Origin of the sequence: Arthrobacter sp. SO5 (assembly GCF_020532805.1) — a bacterium.
Classification (GTDB): domain Bacteria; phylum Actinomycetota; class Actinomycetes; order Actinomycetales; family Micrococcaceae; genus Arthrobacter.
On the sequence record NZ_MQTQ01000061.1, the window covers coordinates 48,184 to 67,259 of the forward strand.

The 19,076-nt window shown below is 62.0% G+C and carries 14 protein-coding genes; 6 read left to right on the top strand and 8 right to left on the bottom strand.

The window, feature by feature from the left end; translation table 11 throughout:
• The 6 genes from BJG92_RS11490 to BJG92_RS11515 all read right to left on the bottom strand — a co-directional run.
• The coding region (locus BJG92_RS11490) for a hypothetical protein (protein ID WP_232084137.1) at positions 1-1,798 on the bottom strand (1,798 nt) is incomplete at its 3' end.
• A gap of 74 nt (positions 1,799-1,872) precedes the next feature.
• A complete protein-coding gene (locus tag BJG92_RS11495; RefSeq protein WP_232084138.1) occupies positions 1,873-3,177 on the bottom strand; it encodes a hypothetical protein in 1,305 nt (434 codons plus the stop codon).
• A gap of 212 nt (positions 3,178-3,389) precedes the next feature.
• Positions 3,390-4,430: a hypothetical protein gene (locus tag BJG92_RS11500; protein WP_232084139.1), complete on the bottom strand. Its 1,041-nt coding sequence runs from the start codon at positions 4,428-4,430 to the stop codon at positions 3,390-3,392.
• A 92-nt stretch (positions 4,431-4,522) separates the two neighbouring features.
• On the bottom strand, positions 4,523-7,057 hold the full coding sequence (locus BJG92_RS11505; RefSeq protein ID WP_232084140.1) for a sigma-70 family RNA polymerase sigma factor: 2,535 nt from the start codon (positions 7,055-7,057) through the stop codon (positions 4,523-4,525).
• 40 nt (positions 7,058-7,097) lie between these two features.
• Complete coding sequence (locus BJG92_RS11510) at positions 7,098-8,615, bottom strand: ADP-ribosylglycohydrolase family protein (protein WP_232084141.1); 1,518 nt, start codon at positions 8,613-8,615, stop codon at positions 7,098-7,100.
• Positions 8,612-9,571 (bottom strand): ARPP-1 family domain-containing protein, encoded by a 960-nt coding sequence (locus BJG92_RS11515; protein ID WP_232084142.1) that lies wholly within the window; start codon positions 9,569-9,571, stop codon positions 8,612-8,614. The genes BJG92_RS11510 and BJG92_RS11515 overlap by 4 nt, the downstream gene beginning before the upstream one ends.
• A 93-nt stretch (positions 9,572-9,664) precedes the next feature.
• Between BJG92_RS11515 and BJG92_RS11520 the strand changes: the two genes are divergently transcribed.
• From BJG92_RS11520 to BJG92_RS11535, 4 genes are all read left to right on the top strand, one after another.
• Positions 9,665-10,336: an NUDIX hydrolase gene (locus BJG92_RS11520; protein WP_232084143.1), complete on the top strand. Its 672-nt coding sequence runs from the start codon at positions 9,665-9,667 to the stop codon at positions 10,334-10,336.
• A gap of 100 nt (positions 10,337-10,436) precedes the next feature.
• On the top strand, positions 10,437-11,087 hold the full coding sequence (locus BJG92_RS11525) for a hypothetical protein (RefSeq protein ID WP_232084144.1): 651 nt from the start codon (positions 10,437-10,439) through the stop codon (positions 11,085-11,087).
• A gap of 42 nt (positions 11,088-11,129) precedes the next feature.
• Positions 11,130-11,921, top strand: coding sequence for a PD-(D/E)XK nuclease family protein (locus BJG92_RS11530; RefSeq protein ID WP_232084145.1), 792 nt, complete (start codon positions 11,130-11,132; stop codon positions 11,919-11,921).
• 176 nt (positions 11,922-12,097) lie between these two features.
• Complete coding sequence (locus tag BJG92_RS11535) at positions 12,098-12,688, top strand: hypothetical protein (RefSeq protein ID WP_232084146.1); 591 nt, start codon at positions 12,098-12,100, stop codon at positions 12,686-12,688.
• Between the two features lie 64 nt (positions 12,689-12,752).
• Here BJG92_RS11535 and BJG92_RS11540 read toward each other — a convergent pair whose 3' ends face one another.
• Positions 12,753-14,333 carry an SIR2 family protein gene (locus tag BJG92_RS11540; protein ID WP_232084147.1) on the bottom strand — a complete coding sequence of 527 codons (1,581 nt, stop codon included), beginning with the start codon at positions 14,331-14,333 and terminating at the stop codon, positions 12,753-12,755.
• Positions 14,330-14,992 carry a hypothetical protein gene (locus tag BJG92_RS11545; RefSeq protein ID WP_232084148.1) on the bottom strand — a complete coding sequence of 221 codons (663 nt, stop codon included), beginning with the start codon at positions 14,990-14,992 and terminating at the stop codon, positions 14,330-14,332. Before BJG92_RS11545 ends, BJG92_RS11540 begins: the two co-directional genes overlap by 4 nt.
• Positions 14,993-15,181: 189 nt before the next feature.
• Between BJG92_RS11545 and BJG92_RS11550 the strand changes: the two genes are divergently transcribed.
• Both BJG92_RS11550 and BJG92_RS11555 read left to right on the top strand, forming a co-directional pair.
• Positions 15,182-17,878: a Z1 domain-containing protein gene (locus BJG92_RS11550; RefSeq protein ID WP_232084149.1), complete on the top strand. Its 2,697-nt coding sequence runs from the start codon at positions 15,182-15,184 to the stop codon at positions 17,876-17,878.
• Positions 17,875-18,867 carry a PD-(D/E)XK motif protein gene (locus BJG92_RS11555; RefSeq protein WP_232084150.1) on the top strand — a complete coding sequence of 331 codons (993 nt, stop codon included), beginning with the start codon at positions 17,875-17,877 and terminating at the stop codon, positions 18,865-18,867. The genes BJG92_RS11550 and BJG92_RS11555 overlap by 4 nt, the downstream gene beginning before the upstream one ends.
• The last annotated feature ends 209 nt before the right edge of the window (positions 18,868-19,076 follow it).

Sequence of the window (19,076 nt, forward strand, 5' to 3'; positions counted from 1 at the left end):
ACTCCTGTGCGGTGGGGGCCAAGCCGTTTGTTGTTCCGGCGCCCGTCCGGATTCCGTGCTCGTAAGACCTGAGTTCCACCACAGACTTTGGATCTTCGAGGCCGGCGGAGATCCAGCGGGACATTTCGTAGGATCCCCCGCCTCGAAGATTGCCGCGCGGGAAGAACACTAGCGTCCGGGATCCGCTGGCCAGCGCCGCGAAAAACTGCTGGTGTGTCAGGGCAATTCTCTGTTCCGCCGTTGGAAGGCCGGTGCCCAGTTCGACCTTGACGTGGTCAGGGAGCAATGGATCCTCTCGGACCTTGGAGGGCGCGAGGCCCTCAGCCATTCCTACCAGGATCACGACGTCGAGGTCCCGCCCAACGCCGTCGGCGATTGTCCCAACCGATATCCCGACGCCGATTTTTCCTCTCCGCCCGGAGCGGCGGTTGATTCCTTGTTCCAGCGCGGTGCGCAACGCGCCACCGCTGGGCGGAGGCGCTACTCCGTCGAGCAGGGACAGGCTGTCTGCTACTTCTACGACTTCAGCCCGGGCGGCGCTGACCCGCGGGTGCTCTGAAGCAGAGCGCGGGCCCAGGAATTCCTGGATGAAGTCTCGGAGTTCCGCTGCCGCCCCAGCCCATGAGGAGGCCTTCGCGACGCGAGCCAACCCGCCGGATAGAGCGTTGCGGAAACTGACGAACTGGGCCAACTCGGCCAGTCTCCGGGCCTTTCGCTCCTGGGACTTCTCGTCCAGCACCACGTCGCTCTCCGGTGCTTCCTCGTCTCGCGGCGGGTTCAGATACAGGCGCTCACAGGCGGCGGCGGACGGAAGATCATTGTTGCTCCAGTGCACACTGCCTTCGGCCATGGTGTTGAGAACAGCCCTCACGTCCAAAGCGCTCGGGTCCAGTTGCAGCAGTCTCAGCAAGCCGCGGGCCTGGGGCGAATCGCGAAGTTGCTGGGCCGAGGGGCCGCTGAACTCGATGCCGGCCTCATCCAGCCGACGGGCCAGCAGGGAGCGATACGGGTCTGACGCAGAGTAGAAAACCCCGATGCGATGCCCGGCGACGCCGGAGCCGAGCAACTCCGCAACGGAGCGCACGATGGCACGGCACTCATCATCGGAATCGGAAGCGCTGTAGATGCTATGCACGCCGCGGACCGAACCATCTGACGCCAGCGACTGCATGCCTGCAGCGGACAGCGTGTCGAGCAGGTGCTCGGCGCTGGGCCCCTGGCCCTCAGGAAGCGTGAAACCGATGATGCTACCGAGTTGGTCCAGAGCCCCCGGCTGGCTGAGGAGGAGCTTCGCCGCTCCCGAGAGTGCCTCAGACTCGGTGAAGTACGCGGATTTGAGCGCGGCCATGGCTGTCTCGTTCAGACGAAGCACGTCCCGGACAAGTTCGGGGAGTGACGCCGCAGCGTCGACGCTGACGCCGTCCAGCGCCGAGGAAGTTCTCGTCAGGGCTGCGGCCGTGCCAGGCTGGTCTGCAACCTCCTTAAAGACACCAGGGTTGCCAGCGAGACTTGCCGCCAGTGCGCCCTGCCGGATCATAGGGTCCAACAATTCTCTGCCATTGGCCTCCGGACTCAGCACAAAGAGGTCTATGGCCAGATCAATGAGCGTGAATGCGCGGACTCCGACGACACCACTGCCGGACTTCCTCGCCAAATAGCGCGGAATATCGAGGGCGCTGGCCCGGGAGGGGACGAGCACGGTTACCGGCGCGAACGGGTCTCCCGCTTTCGCCTGCTGCACCAGCCGTTCCAATTCGGCGAGGGCGGCTTGAGCCGATGTGAAGTGCTGTGTCGTCATGCTGTGATCCCCAATGGTTGTCGAAATGTTCGCTGCATGCGGCAGGTCGCCGAGCAATGGCTTTGCGAGATTGCTCAAGCCGCGTTCTGAAGTGTTTGGACTGCGCCGGCAAGAGCATCGGCAAGTGTGACGCCGCCGTCCGGACCGGGCCCGGTCGGGAATTCGCCGGTATGCCATCGAAGCTTGCTAGCGTCGTCGCAGTCCCGGCCATATCTGAAGCCTTCGATTATCTGGTGCCCCGCTTCAATGTGCGGGATACCGTCCTTGAACCAGTTCGGAAAATCGTGATTCGGAGCAGACCAGCCATTCCCGGTCAGGTAGCCGGTATTTATGGGCCACGTGTCGGCTGGCAAATACTGCTCGGACACAATTTCGAACCAGACCCCATCGGCGCTGGGAACTGCTTGGGCGTAGGGTGTCAGTCCTTCGGTGTCCTCGGCGTATTGAATGCTGAGGAATGAGTTGCACGGCATGTTTGCGAGGACCTCACTGATTAGTTCGCCCGCTTTTGCCCAACCTTCCTGGACGTCGTTCTCGGCTCTGATGTGGTTGACAAGGCCGTCGTACTCATCCTCGACTTCTGACGGCATTACGGCGCCGATCACCGACTCCCAGGCGCCGAAGTGCCTTCTGATGGCGACTACGGACGGGCGATGGCGTCCGGCGGCCATTTCGACGGTCACCCAACTGTCGTAGCTCGCCACGTCCTTCGGAGAGCCGAAGTAGTGGCCACCGTTTCCATATTCTCTGGCCGCCTCAACGAAATCAGAGGCGCTGAAGCTAACTGGGTCCAGTGTCGGCTGCAGCCCGGCGGAAGCCAACGCTGTGTCCCAGAACCCTTGGCCCAAGTGGCGCCGCACCGTGCGTGCCGGCACCGGCCAAAGGTCTCCGCGGCCGGGCAGTTCGTCTCCAAGGTCCGCCGAGATTGCCTCCGCTATCTCGTCGTAGTCTGAGTAGGAGATTCCGGCGTCATCGCCGGCGCGGATGGCCTGCGCTGTTGTTTCAATGACCGCCAGGATTTCGGCTGGCTGGCCGTAGGGGGCGCCCGGACCCAGGAAGTTCCGGATCTCGGCGACCGATGAGAGCGGCATCATCCCCAGAGCCAATTCATAATCGGGTTGGACTCCGCGGTGGCGGCCCAGCACGTAGAGCAAGCTGAGCATTTCGATGGGTGGAACAAACTCCACCTCACCCCTATGTAGTTGGTAGGCGCGGTGCGCGAGTTCCTTGAACGTGTGCGTAGTCCGGAGCATTTCCTCGGCAATGTCGACGTCGACGGGTGCTCCAAGCGCGGCGAGAACCTTGGGTATATTCACGAAATCGATACCGGCCCGGTTCAGCCGTTCGAAGCGTTCGCGCTCCTGGTAAAGGGCTGCCAATGTGGCATTGCATCGATTCCGGAGGGCCCTGGACCGCTGTTCCTCGCCCCGGTCCGCGACCCGGCTACCGAGGATGTCCAGAAGCGCCCAGCTGCTCGTGTTCGCGGCGTCCGCGATGCAACGCAGTGGGTCCCCTGCCAGGAAGGACCTGGTTACCTGCCCAATCACGTCGCGCGGGGGAACGCCAGTCTCGGATGAAGGTGGGCTCACGCTCAAAACCCCAGTGATTGTTGCGGCGGGTGGATTGCGCGCCGGACGGCGGATGGCGGGCGGACCTCCAGGGCAGAAGCCCAGGTGCCGTAGCGGCGGACGATTTCCACGGCCGAAGGCCGGTCGTTCCTCCTGGACGCTTCGGAGAAGACCCACCGGTCGTAGATGGCAATGCTCATGGGATGCTCAAAACCGATGCATTCCTCCGTGAAACCGTCGAGCGCATCGAAGAAGTCGTCGTCGCTAAATCTGGACTCGGAACCCGGCAGGCGCAGGCCGGCCGCCCGCAGTGCATCGTGCCAGAAGCCATGACCGTAACGGCGTACAAGCACGAATCCCGGCACCGGCCACTGGCCATCGGCGGCAACTCCGGTGTTCCCCAGGCGCGAAAAAATCGTCGCCGCCGTCTTCGTGTAGTCCGCATAGGAGATGGTCCGCACCGCCCTGGCGCGGATGGCGAGCTTGGTAGTTTCCGCTACGGCGGCGAACTCCGCCAGGCGTCGCGGCGGAAAGCTGGGCTGCATGAGTGACCGAAGCGCGGCCAATTCCTCGATCGGCATGGTGCCGAGCGCCAGTTGACAGTCCGGTTCGATTCCGTGGTGTTTGCCCGCCACGTACAAAAGACTGAGCTTGTCGCCCAGGGTCCGTGGAGGTAGTTCCCTCGCCGGCCGATCGGAAGAGACTCCGGGAATGTTCACGAGCTCGACGGCGACTTCGACGTCGATGGACGTCTGCAGCGCTTTCAGGACCTTCGGCGTGTCAGACCAGGCGATCCCGGCGGCGTTCAGCCGGTACAGCAGGACGTGGTTCTGGTAGAGAACCTCGTCCGTGGCCAGGCTCCGAAGTCGGACGGATCTCGCGCGCTGTAGCTCAACGTGGCTGGTTGGTTGGGTGGCCAACACATTGCAGAGTTCGTCCACCGTGCAACCCAAATCGGCGGCGATGGCGCGGAGTGGTTCACCGGCGGCGTACCCGTCGCCCGCTCGTGCACTGCGCATGACGGCGTCATGGCGTTCACGACTGAGTTCAGGAGCTGTAGTCATGCTCACATTCCTACCAGCAGCGGCCGACATTGCCCGGCAGGTGGTGACGGTTGGACGCGCCGCCCCGGGGCGTGACAGTCGAAAGACACCGCTTAATCGCTCGTCGGGGCGGTGGCTGCTGCGTCCACGGGTGCTTTGGGGTGCAGCGGGTCGTAGCCGTCAAACATGAAGGGTCGCAACACCTGTGATCGCGACGGATGGCAAAGCTTTTTCATCGTCTTAGCTTCGATCTGCCGGATTCGCTCACGGGTGACGCCATACACTTGACCAATTGCGTCCAAGGTCTTTTCCTGGCCATCAGTCATTCCGAAGCGCATGGCAATGATTCCAGCCTCCCGTTCTTCAAGTGTGTCCAGAACGGCATGCACCTGCGCTTTCATCTCTACCTGAAAGATGCAATCACTCACGTCCAGGTCAAACGAATCGGCCAGCTGTTCGGCGAGCGTTTCGGTACCTCCCCGGCCATCGGACACTTGCATATCCAGCGAGTAGATCGCCTTGTCCAACGTCAGAAGGTATTCGACCTTCTCGGTTGAATTGTCCGTGAGCAGGCCAAGATCCCCATTCGTACAGGAGGATCCATTTATTGCAGCAGCCCGCTGCGCCGATTGCAGCTTCTGAATCTGCTCGACCATGTGAACAGGCAGCCGGATCAGACGGGCCTGATCGGCCAGAGCGCGCGTGATGGCCTGGCGGATCCACCATGTCGCGTAGGTCGAGAATTTGAAACCCAAGGTGAAGTCGAACTTGCAGACTGCCCGGTGTAGTCCCAAATTTCCTTCCTGGATCAGATCCAGGAAGTCGAGGCCACGATTGGTGTGGTTCTTGGCGATCGACACGACCAGTCGCAGGTTTGAGTTCAGCAGGGTGTCGGCCGCTCGTTTGCCAAGCAGAACAAGAAACTCAAGTTCCCGGATTTCCCGCCGCGGCCGGGTCGACTCCTTAACGTCCAGGAGATGCTCGGCAAGGAGTCCGGCTTCGATCTCCTGTGCCAGCTCCACTTCCTGCTCCGCAGTCAGCAGTTCGTAGCGGCCAAGTCGCCGAAGGTAGTCCGCGACGGCGTCGTCGGTGACACTCTCACTCCCGGCAAGCTGTTCAGGCCACTCGTCGTCTTCCAAATCAAAGCCCGTTGGCTCGGCATCGTCTTGGGGTTCTTCATGTGGCGGCTCGGGAGACGCCTGGGGCTGCTCCCCACCAGCGCTCGGCTCCACCTCGCGCCCGGGCGGAAGTTCGGGTTGGGGCTCGGCCACAATCTGGTGGAGAAATCTCTGCAGCCGGTCCAAGTCGGTCCTGATGTCGAAGAACTCGACGTTGCGGGCGAACGGAAGCACGCGTCCCAGAAACTCTTCGCCTTGGACATCGGGGTCCTCGACAGTGTCCTTCGAGTACAGGACAACCAAACGGCCGACCCGTCCATCGGCCTTCTTGCGGATGACGCGTCCCAGGCGCTGGACCATCTGCCGTTGGCTGCGATTGGCAGCGACGATGATGCCGAGGTCGGCTTCCGGCACATCGATGCCTTCATCGAGCAGCCTCGGTGCGGCGAGGATCTGCGAAGTGCCGTTGCGGAAGTCCTCCATGCCCTGCCGGCGGTCATCCTTGGCCATGCCGCTGAAGATTGCAGAAGCCTTCGAACCCATTGCCGTGTACAGCTCCTGGGCACGCCGTGCAGATTCTTGAGTTTGGGTGAACACCAGCGTCCCGCGCGACTGGTCCACGGTCTCTTTGAGCGCCGCCAGCGCGTGGTACTTGGTCCGGGCTTCCGCGAGCAAGGTGAGCCTGGACGCCATCGCCCGCATGTATTTGCGGGCGATCGTCGATTCCCGAGTGATGGAGTCTGACCCCGCGAGTGAGGCGACTGCCGCTATAAACTGATGGAATGGCCGCCGGGGGATTCCGGCGTAGGTCTCCAGATTGCGCGCGGCTTCCAGCATGGTGTTCGAGAGATCGTCGTAGTTGACTCTCTCCGCCGGCGTCAGTTCAACACCGACGAGGGCAATGTCGAACGGCGCAATGACATTGTCTTTCAGTGCGCGCTCGTACCACAGCTTGTAGACGACTCCGCCGAAATAAGGCGACAAGACTGTCTCGTGCTCTCCGTCCGACCGCTCGTAAGTGGCGGTCAGTCCGAGCCGCCAGGCGAATCCCTCTTGAAGAGCCCCCGTAAACATGGGGGCAGCGTAGCGGTGGCATTCGTCTGCGATGATCAGGCCGGCCTTGTGGCTTCGCAGCGTCTCGCGGTTGGACGCCGAGTGGACTATCGCCACCAGGATGTCCACATGGTCCAGTGAATCCGCGTGGCCATCGCCGAGTGCGCCACGGCGAACCCGAGGAAGGTCGCGCTGGATGGAAGACAGCCATTGACGCTGGAGCTCAGCAGTGGGGACGAGAATCAAGACCTTGATTCCTTGGCGGACGGCTTCAAATGCAGCAGCGATACCTACACGGGTCTTGCCTGATCCCGTGACGGCCTCCACGACGCCGCGTCGAGCATTCGAGTGCCAGGCCTTGAGAGCTTCCTGTTGCCACGAGTACAAGAATGCGTAGTCATACGAAGTGGGAACCGTCGCGACTGCTAGAGGGTCGGAGCCCGTCCTACTCAAAGACTCGTGGATCAGGTCAGTCATTTCATCCCCCAATTGGACTGTTCAAGCTCGTTAATGCAGACTACTTGGCCGGTGTGACAATATTCACTCGATGCTCCGGCACATCGCCGAGCAGCCGAAGGAACGCAGGGTTCGGGTTCGCCCCCGGCAGCACCTGTCGCACAGCCTCCAGCGCCTCCATCGGAGACACTTCGGCAACCGAAGACCCATACAGCGCCGCCACCGTCGGCGTCCGCGACTCGGCACGGACGCAGTGCAGCAGCACCGTCTTGCCCTCGGCGCGGAAGCGTTCGACGGCGGCCGCCGCGTCCCGCAGCACAAACGCGGCGTGGGCGTTGTCCTCGTCAGCAGGCGAGTCAATGACCCAGAACGTGGCATGGTCGTCCGGTGCCACACCCGGCACTTCCGAAGTCCCCAGCCGGCACAGCGACACGACGGCGTGGATCCCGAGCTCCGCCAACCGCGCCAAGGAACCGACCCCGCCCAGCCAGACGCCGTCGTCGTGCGGGTGCTGGACCAGCTCGTCGGTGCGGCCCCACATGCTGTAGTCCTGGCGCTCGGCCCGCGGCCAGGATGCGGGCCGGCGTCCCTCGCCGCGGCCCAGTTCCATGCCGAGCATCGTGAGGTCGCGCGCCCGGAGTCCGGGCCAGCCGTGCAGACGCCGCCGCCACTCGAACGGCACCGCGGTGTAGCCGTAGGCGGCACCCAGCAGTCCACCCGCAATGGCCGCGACGGTGTCGGTGTCCCGGCCGCCGCGGACAGCTTCTTCCAGCGCTGCCCGCAGGTGCGCCGGGCCGGAGGCCGACAAACCCGCAGAGTGGATGGCACTCCACGCGCCCTGGAACGCCTCGACCACCCAGCCGTTGCGGGTAAAGTCCCGCGGCCGGGACCGCTCGGCCACCTCGATTCGCTCCAGCCACAGCGTGGCCCGCTCGGCGGACAGCAGCGGCAGCCCGGCCCGCACATCCAGAGTTCCGGTCAGTACCGCCTCCCGGATGGCGACGCACCAGAGCCCGCAGGCTTCCCGCGCGTCCGGGTCGGCATGGGTCAAGGCGCTGAGCACCCCCGCCGCGGCCATCAGGGACGCCGGATCCCGGTCAAGGTAGGCCAGCGCCAGTGGAGCGGTGCGCATCAGCGAGCCGTTGCCGGCGCTGCGGCCGGTGCGGGCGTGGAAGTCCGCGGCCGCGGTGCTGAAGTCGTCGGCACTCACCTTGCTCCGGCCGTCGGCGGACGCCAGCCGGCGGGCGGCGGCGATGACGGCACTGGTCTGGGCGCCCACGTCCTTGGCCTCGGTGGCCCATGCCGTCCATGACCGGACCACAATCGTGAGCGCCGCGGGGGAGGAGGATCCGGCGTCGGACGCTGCCTCGAGCAACGCCTGGGCGATCGGGACGGCCATGGAGGTGTCGTCGGTCCACTCAGCCGGCGCGAACCCGAACGGCCCGCCGCCCTTCATGGTGACCTCGGCGCCGTCCGGCAGGGGCGCGCCGAACTCGTAGCCGGCGCCGAGGGCGTCGCCCGCGGCCAAGGCGGTCAGGACGCCGGCCGCGCGGTCATTCTGCAAGGGGGTCAGTTTCATGCCAGCTCCATCAGGGGGTGGTGTGTATTCCAGGCGGTCAGATGGGCCAGCTCCGGGCGGCGGGTGCGAAGTTCGACGGCGACGCCCGCGGCGGACACCGGGCCGGCGGCGCGGGACACATTGCGGCTCCGGAGCGCACCGTGGCTGCGGGCTCCAACTGCCGCGGCGCCGCCGTCGAAGGTTCCGAAGTCCATCGCCTGGACGTGGGCGGCGAAGTCGCGGGCCCGCTGGCCGGGCATAGGGCCGGAGGCCAGCGCCTGGGGTGAGAGGAGCTCCAGGTCCAGCAGCGCGGAGTCGATCAGCTGGCGGTAGTGCCGGCGGAACAGCGTGCCGGTGCCGAAGACCTCCAGGAGCAGCGGCTGCGTGCCGAGCCCGATCACGACGCCGCGCTGGCCCTCCAGCGGTGCCGGGGCGTCCGCGGCGTCGAAGCGGTTGTGCGCGTTGTCCTTGAACAGGTCCATGTGGTCCAGCAGGGAGCTGGTCACCGATGGGCCGCGGGCCGCGTCGAAGCGGCTGACCCGCTCCCAGATCCGCCCCTGCCGGTCACCGCCGCGCCGGCCCTCGAGGCCGTTGGCCAGCTCGGACCAGACATTCAGCGGTGCGCGCCGCGCCTGCCGGCGGTGGCTGGACTGGCCGGCTTCCCAGCGGCCGGCCTCGACGCAGAAGGTGTCGATGTCGCGGGTTTCGCCGGGGCCAAGGACGACGTCGCGGGCGCAGGTCCGGTGCTGTTGGCCGCCCTCGAGCAGCTCGCCTTCCAGCAGCAGGGCCGGGTGCGGGCCGTTGTTGGTGACGGTGAGCCGGTCGACCTGGGGGCCGCTGGCGAGTTCGGTCACGGCGACGTCGGCATGGGTGCCTGTGCTGATGCCGAGGCTGCCTGCGCCGGAGGTCCAGACGGGGAAGATGCTGAGCGGGCCGAGCCTGCTGCCGGCGCCGACGTGGAGCTGGGGGACTCTCATGGGAACCTCCGGTTGATTTAGATCATTTCTGCGCTAATTGATCCCAGTATGCATGGCTTGCATCTTTAGCGCAATACTGCAATAAATAATCCTGTGAAGGATTCCCAGAACGGCCCCGGAACGTCCCTGCTCGACTACCCGCGCCCCTCGGTGGCGGTGGACACGGCAGTGTTGACGGTGGCGGGAGGTTCCGTCTGCGTGCTGCTGGTGCGACGCGCGGAGGACCATCAGCACGGGCGGTGGGCGCTGCCTGGCACCTTCCTGCGGGAGCGCGAGACCCTGGCGGACGCAGTGCTGCGCTGCCTGCGGGAGAAGGCCGGGATCTCCGGGCGGGTGCCGCGCCAGCTGCAGGTCTTCGACGACCCGGCGCGCGACGACCGCGGCTGGGTGCTATCGGTGGCGCACGTGGACGTGGTGCCCTTGGCCGCGTTGGAGGAGGCGTTAGCGTCCGACGGCGTCCGGCTGGCCTCCGTGACAGGGGAACCGGAGCTGATCGCCGGGTTGCCATACGGCCACGCGGACATTGTGGCGAAGGCGGTGGAGTGGCTGCGGGCTGCCTACACGGAGGCGCCGGATCCGGGGGAGCTGCTGACCGAGCCGTTCACACTGAAGGAGTTGCGGGAGCTGCATGAGGCGGTGGCGGGCTCGACGCTGATGCGGGATACGTTCCGGCGGTTCATGGAGCCGCAGCTGACGGGGACCGGGCAGATGTCCGACGGGACGCGGGGGAGGCCCTCGCGGTTGTGGGTGCGGGGTAGGGAATAGCATTTGCCCCGCGAGGCGTTCGAGCCGGGTCGGTCCTCAGCATAAAGAATGGTGTCAACGACGAGGTGACAAAGGCAGTCGCCGTCTCAAAGGGAGCGCAATGATCCACGCAGAACACGGGACTCTTAGGTACCGGCAAATCAATGCCATGTCGTGGCGAGTGGCGAGCGAGCTGAGCCGACGGGACCCGGGTCTCTTTATCGGGCTGACGGGTGGCGGGGGATCCGCGGCCCACGCTGACGCTTTGATGATGACCAGCGCCAGTGGCCTTGAGTACCAAGCCCGTCGTTGTGGTCTGGGCTTCACTGCCGGCTCCACTGGGGACTTCCAGATCCCCTGGGACAGGGCTTTGGCAATGCCCAGCGCCAGAGCGATTGCGATAGCTCTGGAAGAATTCCAAGGTATCCATCGCCCAAACAAGTCGCCGGCGACAACGTCGCGTGCGCTGGGCTACCGTGTTATGGCTTCGATGCTCGAGCTCACAATGGGAGACCGTATGGACTGGGCAACGGGCGAATACAGTGGCGGGCCGTTGGACTCTGCGTCATTGGCTTCGCGCGACCGTCTTCAGTCCTGGGAAGACACACGCTGGGTGCTTATTCGAGACGGTGAACCCGTTGCGCGCATGGATAATTTTGGCTGGGTGGAAATCCAGGAACGCACGATTGATCTTCATGCGCGGTACCGTGCGCTCGACGGCCGGATCTACCCGCTGATCCTGGAGGTCTTCGGGGACATCTTGCCGAGGTAGAGACCTCCTAAAGCCGTTCCGTTTCTAATCCAAGGAAGCATTTTGAAACTAAGTACTGCCGAAGGCGACCTTGAACTAAGGCCTGTGCCGGCCATTCAGCGCCCAGTGGTGATGTTCGTGATCAGCAAGACCTACCGGGAAGATAAGTCCCAGGCACGGCTCTACGACGCGACTCGCGGTAACTGGCGTATCAGCGAGGAAAGTCGGAACCGAGCGGAAATTGCCCTTGGAATTGCCGATGGTGTGGTTCGCGCCGCCTACGAGATTGACAGGTGGCGCAGAGCCGACGACGGAACGGCACCATGGGAGGCAGCGGGATCGTCGAACCGTTGGTACTTAGAAGGCCGCGAGACCGACGAGACGCGGTCGTGGCTAAACTCATCCGTTCGGCACCTGGCGCCGGGGAAAGGGGCTGCCAACCCTGTCCGCCTTTTCTTGGAGGGTGTGCCCGGTCCGGCTGACGAAAGTGCCGAAGACGTCTCGGGTCTCCTGCAAACCGAGGCCCTTGGCAGAATCATGTTCGGCAACAGTGAGCTCTTTCATAGCAACCTCTTGGCATGGATTTTCGAGACATTTCCCAGTCAGGCGGACGAAGTGTTCGGATCGTTGGTCGTTGGCGGGGCCGGGGGTTCGGGGGACAGACGTGTAGAGCGCGAGCGGGAGAACCTCGACCTCGTTATGCATTGGCCGGACCGGGGATCCTTGGTGATAGAGAACAAGGTCTTTTCCGTCCCCCACCCCGATCAACTGGATAAATACGCCAGCAAGATATCCAAATGGAAATTGCCAGTTGGTGGCGCTCGTCTACGAGCCCGACCAGGCACTCCTTCTTAGAGCGTGGATACTCCACAGGGCTTCAATTCAAAGACGGCACTCCGATTGTCTGGCATCACCTTAGCTTCGAGACGTTAGCGGAATCCTTGGAGTTAGCATTCGATGGGACTTCAGATTCGTACGAGGTTGAGACGGTGCGTCGCTACTGCACTGTGCTCCGCGCTTTATCAGCACTGATGGCACATGCACTGATCTCAAGCACCGAGGAGGAGGCTTTCCTCGACGCATTGTCCCTGGCCCAGGCACTGCCGAAGCAGGCCGTGACAGGATTGATGAAAGCGCGCGCGGCCCACGTTGCCGGCGTGCTTAGCGAAAAAGTGGCCGAACTGGGAGTCGACCCATTCGGCGTCGAAAGCGGCATGAGCCATTCGCTTCCCCAAGTTTCATGGTTCACGCGGACCAAGGCAGGTGACGAGGAAATCTTGGCTGGATGGCAGTACCAAGAGGGAGTTCTGCGCCTTGCCCTGGTACTCGATCATCTCAGTGGCACAGGACAATGGGCGAAGTCTAAACGGGCAGAGTTCGCACGAGCGCACCCGGAATTCTTCTCATTTGAGCATCTCGACGAGATCCTCAGGACCACGGGTATGGCCATATCGTCCAGTTCCAAGCCGGAGGGGCCCTTCGGACACTTCGACCCCGACTTCATGTACCGGCATAAGAAGGTTGGGGCGCTGACGGTTCAGCAGCTGATTGACCTAACGGTTGCCCAAGCCAGACACTTCGAACGACTTTCTAATGCCCTCTCCGTAGATGAAGTGAGCTGATTTTCCGGTCAAACGCGATGCTGTTTGGATTCGCAAACTATTGCCCTTCAACCCAGACACCAGATCAGTTGGAGCCGCAATGACCCAGCCGCTCGAGGGTCTCATCGAGCAAAGCCCATACTTCTTCAGTTCCGGGTGGTCGCGGCTGCACGGCCAGTTTCAGCAGCTGGGCGCGAAGTTGCGCCTCGGCGTCGTTCATGCCGGCGTCATAGGCGGGTGCCAGCAAATACGAGTGATTATCGGTGGCGTAGGCGCCCAGCATGTCTAGGAAGATTTCGAGCTCTCGTCCCGAGGTCGCCAGCGCAAGCCTTGATTGATCGACGTTTGAGGGTTCGGCGCCGGCATGTGCAGGCATCGAAAGGATGTCCAGCTTCCCCTTCCAGACCATGGACTGAAGTGGCTCGTGGAAGAGCGAGAGCACCGTCCCCATGTGGTGCCCCTCGGAATGTCCCTCCGGCAGAGCGCGCCGGACATCGTGGACGATCTCGTGGAAGTGGTCGTCTGCTAGGCCGAAACCCACGAAGAGTAGATGGTGCGTCAGCAGGTGGGCCTTGACCAAGGCGGACAGGGCTTCGCAGTTGCTGTTGTAACCAAGGTAGTCATCGCGCGTCAAAACGATGGATGCAGGCTGGCTGACAGATCCGTGGAGTTTCAACAGCCAGCTGTTGCCTACTGCAGGAATGTTCTCCGGCAGGACGGTTCGCGGCCGTTGGGCATCCTGGCAAGCCAACTCGAAGAGCCGGTCATAGTTCAGCGTGATTGCTCCCGACGACGGGACGGCGGCAAGCAGCGCCGGGGCGAGGCCATACTTCTCCAGATTCACTGCCTTTGCCACGGCTTCACCAAAGGCGGCCCGGGAACCGTGCTGGTCAATGTAGAGCTGCTCCAACACACCGGCCTGGTCGAGTACTGCCAGTTTCTCGAATGCAGCAGCTGCCCCCTCCTCCAGCTGGACGCCAGCGCGCAAGGCTGTAAGCAAGTCCCTCCAGCTCGGCGCTCCGGCGGTGACGCTGACTCCTGCACCGAGAAAGGGCACCAAATGGCCCGATCGCGCGAGCTCGCCGAGCTCTTGCGCTTTGGTACGCAGTCCGTCACCCAGAGTAGGCCAGCACTCCCAGCCGCCCGCGTCCCGGCGGAGCTTCTGGGCAAGAGAGAAGGCTGCCTTATCGCGGAGCACGATGACCAGGTCGACGCCGAACTCTGTCGCCAGATTTGCGCAGACCTCCAGCAGCCCCCGCAGCATGGCTCCGAGGTGGTTTCCCGCGCCGCCGCCGGCAGTCCCGAAGAACGGAACGGCGAGCAATCTGTAGGGCCGCAGCGCCGGACTGGGAGTGGCACTGGTGGCGGCACGCACGAATGCCTCCAGTCGCCGCGCTACGGCAGTGGAATCCCAGTTGCCGTCCAGCGGAACCGCCGTCAGAACGGGGAGTGGATCCGCCGGTTCCCAGGGGGCCACGGGCTCCGCGAGAACTGTCCCTGCTCGAAAATCTTTCGAAGCCGATGCGGCGGCGATCCCTCGGAGGTCGGGATTCGCCCGTAGCCAATGCTGTTCGATTCGGACGGCGGAGTCCGTCGGAAGCAGCCAGGCATCGCATTTGAGGTTAAGCATGTCAGCCATAGCGACGAAGACGTGGGGTCGGCTCATGACAGTGACCTCAGAATTCGGACGCTGTTCCGCTCAAACGCAGCAGCACCATCACCGTCGGGCGCTGGGATGCGGATCAAGGGCGGCTGGCCCATAGCAGGAATTACTAGATCGCGCAGAGCGTCGTTGTAGGCTCTCTGGCGCTGTCGGCCGCCGGGTCCGAACCCGGAAGCCGCCTTGTTGAGGCGGTATTTGTCTGCCGTCCGGCAGAACCTTTTGCATAGATCCACATACTCGTCAGTGTCGAAACCCAGGCTGGCCTCCACGGGATAGTGTGCGAAGGTCCGCATGCGGAATGTAGTGAAGTGCTGAACCTCATCGATTTCGATCATCGTCCCCGTGGGCAGGTGGATGAAGTCGCCGGGCAGCGCGGTTGTTCGCTTGGCTGATTGCGCCTCACCGTCGCCGCCAAGTTCGTGAAAGATCTTATCCAAGGGAATGAAGACGGCCCCTGCATCACCGGGCAAGCCGAAGTGGCCCCGCTGATTCAACCACGGTTGTGTGTATCTGACCAGCTGGATGCCTTCGTGGGCAGCCGCTTCCAAGAACGCTTTTTCACAATCTCCGACAGGCATTTTCACATCCTGGAGCCGCTTGCGGGCAGAATGTTGGTGGATCTCTGCCAGTCTGGCCAAACACTGCTTTTTACGGATCCTCACTGGCGCGGAGTGTTGGCCGTACGTGACTCCTCAGACATGAGATCCGGGCGCACGGCAGTTCGCCCTGGCCTTCACGCTGCCGACGGGCGAAACAACTGCTCGTTCTGGCGTTAGAGCGTGGCATTCTCTATCCGTCGGGCCGTGCCGTTACCATCTGACAAGACTTTGGTAAATCACACATAAGGAAAAATGGGGTTCAGCATGGGGGCACCGGAGTACTCGGATAGCGAACTGGAAAAGATGGCTGACACGCTCGCAACCCTGGTGGCAGGCGGCATGACACTGCAGGGCGCCCAGACAGCGTTGGCGCATGCACCGGAGGGGCTCGTCCATGCAGCGCGCGTAGTGTACGAAAAGCGACTGAATCTCATAAAGGAGATCCCGGATCCGGAGTTCTTGGCGGACAGGCACCGGAAAGTCGGGTTCTGGTACGCCGGTCCTCGTCAAGACGACGTGGTGTGGCCGACGCTTAAATCTAGATTGCTTCAGGAACTGCCTGAGGCTGCAGTTGAAGGCGTCGATGCGGCGTCCTCCAAAGTCATCGGTTTGGGGAGTCCTCCGGGCAAAGAGTCCATCAGTACAAGAGGGCTTGTACTTGGCTACGTTCAGAGCGGCAAGACGACGAACTTCATGTCCGTCGTGGCGAAAGCGGCCGACGTGGGGTATCGGCTCATCATAGTTCTCACCGGAACGACGGAGAACCTACGCACGCAGACGCAGGACAGGATCAACGACTATTTGATCGAACCCTGCAGTTCGATCTGGCATCCCTTGACTTCTGTCGACTTGGACTTCAGTGTGACGACTCCGGCGGACGCGATTCTCAGCAATCGGGCCATGCGTTCAATAGCCGTGGTGAAGAAGAATCCCTCCAGGCTCCGGCGCCTCCACAAGTGGATCAAAACCGCATCTGCGACTACGCGTCAAGATTGTCCGATTCTGATCATTGACGATGAGGCTGATCAGGCGTCCATTGATGTCGGAAATAAGCGTCAGTCAACCATTAACGGCCTGATCCGCGACCTCTTGGCCAACCCTAAAGCTGCATACATCGCATATACGGCAACGCCCTTCGCCAATCTGCTTATTGATCCGAGTGTCGAGCATGATCTCTATCCACGAGACTTCATCGTGGACCTGCCTCGCCCCGATAACTATTTTGGCGCGGAACGGATATTTGGTCAGCTGGAAGGAGAGAGCCTCGAGGACTCCGTGGATGATGGTTTGGATGTGGTCCGCCTGATTTCCGACTTGGAGGTCGACGAAGTTCGTCCACCACGAAACAAGACACTGCTCGAACAGTGGTCCCCCGGGGTTCCCGATGCAATGGACGCGGCAATCCGGTGGTTCCTCTTGGCCACGGCGGCCCGGCGTCTCCGTGCCGGCAAAATTGCCCATTCTTCAATGCTTATCCATACTTCCATGCTGGCTGGCGCACATGAGAAGACTGCGGAGGCGGTCGTTGATCACTTGGATGGGCTTAGGGCGGAACTAGTCAATGAGGCAGCCACGGCCCTCGACGTATTTCGAGATCTTTGGGAGTCAGAGTCGGCTCGTGTGACGGCCGATTCATTTGGAAATCCGCCGATTGCGTTTGACGACTTGGCTCCGCACTTGATTGAGGCCTCCCGCGCCACCAAAGTCATTGTGGATAACTATCAATCAAACGACCGCTTGGAGTACGACAAAGAGCATCCGCAGACGGCCATCGTCATCGGCGGCAACACGCTGTCGCGCGGGTTGACGCTCGAAGGGCTCACGTCGAGTTACTTCGTCCGTGCCTCGTCGGCTTACGACACCTTGCTCCAGATGGGACGCTGGTTTGGGTACCGAGTGGGCTACGAAGATCTGATCCGCATTTGGATGAGTTCCGAACTGAAGAACTGGTTCTTCATGCTATCCATCGTTGAGGCCGAGATCCGCGAGGAGATCCAGGTTTACGAAGCCGAGGGCAAGACGCCGGCAGAACTTCCCGTCAAGATACGGACCCACCCTCAAATGTCGGTGACATCCGCAGCAAAAATGCGTTCCGCGGTGAAAGCGCAAGTCAGTTATTCAGGACGTCGTGTCCAGACGATCATGTTCAACGAAGACGACGGCGATTGGTTGAAAAACAATATAACGGCAACTAAGAACCTCTTTGGGCGACTGATTAGCGCAGGCCACGACGAACATGAACTTGAAGCGACTCGACGGGGATTCCGTGACGTTTCAGCCGACGAGATTCTTGACTTCCTAGATGATTACAAAGTACATGACGCGGCGAAGTCCATCGACAAGGACGCGATCCGCCGTTACATCGAAAAGGAACGCGCCGAAGGCGACCTGAAGCGCTGGGATGTCGTGCTCATGGAACCCGTCAACGGTGACCAGGAGTTGGATCTTGGGCTTGGAGGCAAGGTGCGGCTCCTGCGCCGTAGAAAGCTATATATCCCTAGCGACGATGGGACTGCCAATCTGAAAGCAATTGCATCGACATCCGACCGTGTTGCCGATCTTGGTGTCGGTTTGGATTTCATCCGGAAGTCGCTAAACCTTAAACCCACGGACAAGATCACAGACCGAAAGTTGCTTCAATTTCGCCAACTGCGGGAAACGGAGCGAAAGGGCCTCCTCTGCATCTACCCTATCGCCAAGCAATCTGACCCCGACCTCGACAGGTCAGCTCTGGAAGCGGCCGAGGACCGCAGAGTTCCGCTGTTCGCGGCAGCCGACGTGATTGGGCTCTGCTTCATGTTCCCCGATTCACGCAATCCTCGATCTGTGGTCGATTACGTCGCCGCCAAGGTAGACGCTGAGTACCTCGAAGCCCTTGAAGAGGAACTGGAAGCGGCCGATGAGTTGGACGAAGCGAAGGCTGTCGAAGACGAACTGGTGAAGGCATGAGGGAGTCATCGGCTTCGGTCTTTGACTTTCTCGCAAAGGATGTCTCTGCTGCTGGAAGCTTTCATTCCCGGAAATCTGGCATATCAGCGGCCGACGGCGAGGTGCTTTGTGCCGTGGATGCTGGAGGCCGGCCCACAGTGCTCGTCCCGGTGGGGACATCAAAGGCCGGCCCTTTGGACTGGCACAGTAAGTCGTTGTCACTGCAAACACTTGAGCTTGCTGTTGACGGCGTGCAGCGACCCTTTGTGATTCTCCGGTGCATCGATCCGAAGCTGCACCATCAATTCGGACTCCTGACAGATGACGTCCTGGATGCCATCGAACTGCACCCCGAAGCGGCATCAAACGCAGTATCGGCGACTCTCGACCGCTGGAGAAATCTTTTTGAAGCCGAACGGGGAACCCTTTTGGGCGCCGCGCAGTTGGCGGGCATCATGGCTGAACTCACGGTGCTCCAAGAACTAGTGAAATCTCATGGTCCTAAGGCTTTATCAGCGTGGCAAGGGCCAAAAGGCAACCGTCACGATTTCGTGTTCGCGGACTGCTCCATAGAGGTCAAGGCCACGACCAATCACAACAACATGGTGGTCACCATTCATGGTGGCCGTCAGTTGGCCGTGCCAGATCGGGGCGACCTCTACCTGCGAGCCCTGCAAATGGAGCGCTCGCCGAACGGGACATCCGTCCCAGGTAAGATCAAGGAGCTGGTCGCACTCGGCGTTTCCAGGCTTGAACTTCTGACAGCTCTCAGCGGCGCGAACTATTCAGATGCGGACTCGTCCGCATACGACGGACTTAGATTTACAACGCTGTCGGAGAGTTCATTCTTGGTTGGCGCCACCTTCCCAAGGATCACCGCGGACACGCTGTTTCCGTCCGGCACGATTGAGAAGCTTGGCAACATTTCCTACTCAATTGATTTGGGGCACATGGAAAAGATGGACCTGGATCTGGCAATGGTCGCACTGGCGGGCGGCGGGCAGAAGTGACGCTGTCGCTCTATCGGCAGCAGTACGGGCCCGACGGCGGTCTCGACGCGCGTTCTGCCGACAACGCCATCGGGCGTACCTCCTTGGGGCTTTGGGATCTAGTGCTCCGCGAGTCCCTCCAGAACAGTTGGGACGCTAGAACGGAAAAGACTGGTCGAATTTCATATTCCGTGGATGAGTATGAGATGACACAGGAGCAAACTCGTATC

Bases quoted from the DNA above. Each gene is read 5' to 3' on its own strand.
- BJG92_RS11500 (WP_232084139.1), bottom strand. From the start codon at position 4,430: ATGACTACAGCTCCTGAACTCAGTCGTGAACGCCATGACGCCGTCATG.
- BJG92_RS11505 (WP_232084140.1), bottom strand. From the start codon at position 7,057: ATGACTGACCTGATCCACGAGTCTTTGAGTAGGACGGGCTCCGACCCT.
- BJG92_RS11510 (WP_232084141.1), bottom strand. From the start codon at position 8,615: ATGAAACTGACCCCCTTGCAGAATGACCGCGCGGCCGGCGTCCTGACC.
- BJG92_RS11515 (WP_232084142.1), bottom strand. From the start codon at position 9,571: ATGAGAGTCCCCCAGCTCCACGTCGGCGCCGGCAGCAGGCTCGGCCCG.
- BJG92_RS11525 (WP_232084144.1), top strand. From the start codon at position 10,437: ATGATCCACGCAGAACACGGGACTCTTAGGTACCGGCAAATCAATGCC.
- BJG92_RS11535 (WP_232084146.1), top strand. From the start codon at position 12,098: ATGGCACATGCACTGATCTCAAGCACCGAGGAGGAGGCTTTCCTCGAC.
- BJG92_RS11540 (WP_232084147.1), bottom strand. From the start codon at position 14,333: ATGAGCCGACCCCACGTCTTCGTCGCTATGGCTGACATGCTTAACCTC.
- BJG92_RS11550 (WP_232084149.1), top strand. From the start codon at position 15,182: ATGGGGTTCAGCATGGGGGCACCGGAGTACTCGGATAGCGAACTGGAA.
- BJG92_RS11555 (WP_232084150.1), top strand. From the start codon at position 17,875: ATGAGGGAGTCATCGGCTTCGGTCTTTGACTTTCTCGCAAAGGATGTC.